Source organism: Sulfurovum sp. bin170 (assembly GCF_010892395.1).
Taxonomy (GTDB): Bacteria; Campylobacterota; Campylobacteria; order Campylobacterales; family Sulfurovaceae; genus UBA1140.
In genome coordinates, this window is record NZ_JAACKB010000296.1 from 1 (window position 1) to 2,973 (window position 2,973).

General features: G+C 36.8%; 3 protein-coding genes. All 3 read right to left on the reverse strand.

Annotated features, from left to right (window positions below; all coding sequences use genetic code 11):
- Nucleotides 1-715: tRNA 5-methoxyuridine(34)/uridine 5-oxyacetic acid(34) synthase CmoB (gene cmoB, locus GSY74_RS06985; protein WP_164664389.1), on the reverse strand; the 715-nt coding region annotated here is incomplete at its 3' end.
- 37 nt (nt 716-752) lie between these two features.
- Nucleotides 753-1,328: a peptidylprolyl isomerase gene (locus tag GSY74_RS06990; RefSeq protein WP_255494574.1), complete on the reverse strand. Its 576-nt coding sequence runs from the start codon at nt 1,326-1,328 to the stop codon at nt 753-755.
- Nucleotides 1,329-1,344: 16 nt separating this feature from the next.
- Entirely contained in the window at nt 1,345-2,862 is a 1,518-nt protein-coding gene (gene rny, locus GSY74_RS06995; protein ID WP_164664388.1) for a ribonuclease Y, read from the reverse strand.
- Nucleotides 2,863-2,973 lie beyond the last annotated feature (111 nt).

A 2,973-nucleotide genomic window follows, 5' to 3' on the forward strand; every position in this document is an offset into this window, starting at 1 on the left:
ACCAGTTTTTTAGAGCAGATATAGTTGGTATAAAGTAGATATTTGGTATCTTTGAGTATCGCTTTTTAGGAGTCAAACATATCTCATCCTCTCCATCTATCATAAAGGTATCCAGTATAAGCTCTCCACCAAAATTTAGCCCTTTATAGAGCGACTTAAGAGAACCTATAGGGTCTGCTCTATGGTAGAGTACACCAAGACAGAAGAGTATATCAAACTTATGTTCATAATGCTCAACATGCTCAACACCCAAAAGCTCAAACTTAATATCACTCCCTATAAAATGGTCTAAAAATTTAAACTGACAATAGGGAATAGCAGATGGATCAAAACCTACTAGTCTTTTTGGCTTATCCTCCATCATTCGAAAGAGATAATATCCATTATTGCAACCAATATCACCAACAATTTTATCTTTTAGGTCAAAATGGGGTCGAAGCAGATCATATTTGATATTGCTTCTCCACTCACTGTCGATAAATGTTTTTGAAATTTGAAATGGACCTTTTCGCCAAGGCCAAATGGTTTTTGCAGATTTATAGATATAAGCCTCATCCTCTTCTGATAGATTAGAGGGATATATCTCAATTGTATCACCTAGTTTAAGCTCTACACTATCTACTTTTGGAAGAGCTGTTACAGCCTCCCAATAGGGTTTAATATTTTTCCACTCTATGCACTTTTCTCGCTCTGTTCGTAGGGCATTTAAATCTATTTTTTTGATTAATATCCTTTGTTCGGTGATACCGAACCTACTTTATATAGGCTTTTATAATTTTCTGTTCCTCTAGTGGTTTTGAACCTCGTCCAACTTTAATATTTTCTATCTTTCTAACAATATCTTGACCAGAGATAACCTCTCCAAATATTGTATGTCTTCCATTCAAGTGAGGAGTTGGTACGGTTGTAATGAAGAACTGGCTTCCATTTGTAGTTGGCCCACGATTTGCCATTGCAAGAAGTTGAGGTCTATCAAAAACAACATTTGGTTTAAATTCATCTATAAAGTCTTTTTTCCAAATAGACTCTCCACCTCTTCCTGTTCCTGTTGGGTCACCACATTGAATCATAAAGCTTTTGATTACTCTATGGAAGATAATACCATCATAATAACCATTCTTTGTATGTGTTGTAAAATTTTCAACAGCCAAAGGTGCTATTTTGGAAAACATTTTCAACTCAATATTACCTTGTGTTGTCTCCAATACAACGATTGTAGACTCTTCTGTTTTAACAGATGATTTATTGGAGTCTGTTGACTCCTTTGCATTACATCCCAAAGTAAATATCATTACTGATGCAAGTAAAAACTGTACTAATTTTCTCATTCTCTTCCTTATATAACTATCTTGCGTAATTAACTTCTCGTTTTTCACGAATAACGGTGACTTTAATTTCGCCAGGGTATTGTACCTTATTCTCTATCTCTTTTGCAATCTTTTTGGACAGAACAGTTATCTGACTATCATTAACTTGTCCTGCATCTACAAAAATTCTAATCTCCCTACCCGCATTTATAGCATAAGCATCCCTCACACCTTTTTGCGTTTTAGCAATCTTCTCTATATCTTTGACCCGTTTTGTAAAGCTCTCCAACACCTCTCGTCTAGCCCCAGGTCTCGATGCACTCAAAGTATCTGCTGCACAGACAGCTGCACTCTCTACACTATCAGGCTCTGCGTGTCCATGATGTGCATATATCGCATTGATAACTGTTGGATGTTCACCATATCGTCTACAGATATCAGCACCCAAATCAACATGATTGCCTCCAACCTCTTGGGTGAGTGCTTTACCAATATCATGCAGTAGCCCTGCACGAAGAGCCAGTTTTGGGTCACCATCCATCTCAGCAGCCATGAGTGACGCTAATTTTGCAACCTCTAGTGTATGCGCTAGAGCATTTTGTCCATAACTTGCACGATATTTCATTCGTCCAAGCAGTTTCATCAACTCCTCATGCATAGGAAGCAGTCCAAGCTCTACAACAATATTCTCACCATCTTCCAAAATCTTCTGTTCAAACTCATTTTTAACCTTTTTATGAACCTCTTCTATACGACCAGGGTGAATTCGTCCATCCTCTACAAGAAGCTGAATAGTCCGTGTAGCAATCGCTCTACGATATAGATTAAAGTTACTAACGATAATAACACCAGGTGTCTCATCTATAATAATATCAACACCCAACAACTGCTCCAAGCTTTTGATATTTCGACCCTCTTTACCTATTATCCGCCCCTTATGCTCATCGCTTGGAAGATTAATAATATTGATAAGTCTCTCACCTGCAAACTCACCAGAGTATCTAGTTACTGCCTGTGATATAATATAATCAGCTTTTGCTTTAGCCTCTTTGTGTGCCTCTTTCTCATATTTTCTTATGAGCTGTGCAAGTTCTAGTTGTGACTGCTCCTCAACCTGCTGTAACAGATATGTTTTTGCCTCATCTCTAGTCATACTTGCACTCTTCTCCAAAACAGAAACAGTGTTGGCTATCTCTCTTTTTTTCTCCTCTTCCAGAGTCTCTATATACTCCTCTTTTTTCTCTAAAGCTTTTTTACTATTAGAGAGTTCTATCTTTTTTTCATCTAAAGATTTCAGTTCAAGAGAGAGTTCTGTTTTCTGTTTTTCAACTTCCAAAACTCTACTTTGAAACTTTTTTTCAAGCTCCACTTCATGCTCTTTTATCTCAATCTTCGCCTCTTGCAAAAGATGTTCAGCCTCATGTGCAATCGCACTTGCCTTCGCTTTTGCTTCCGTCTCATGATGTTTAAACTGTTTTTTGTTATCATTTTTTACAAACATATAACTAGCCAATGCACCCATAACAGCTGTTACGGTTGCTACTATCTCTATCATATTTTCTCCTTTATTGGAGCCTAAATTTATTTAAAATTGTTTTTATCAAAAACTCTATTTGGTGTAATATAAAAATTTCCCTCTACATCATAGTCATCAGTTATAATCTCT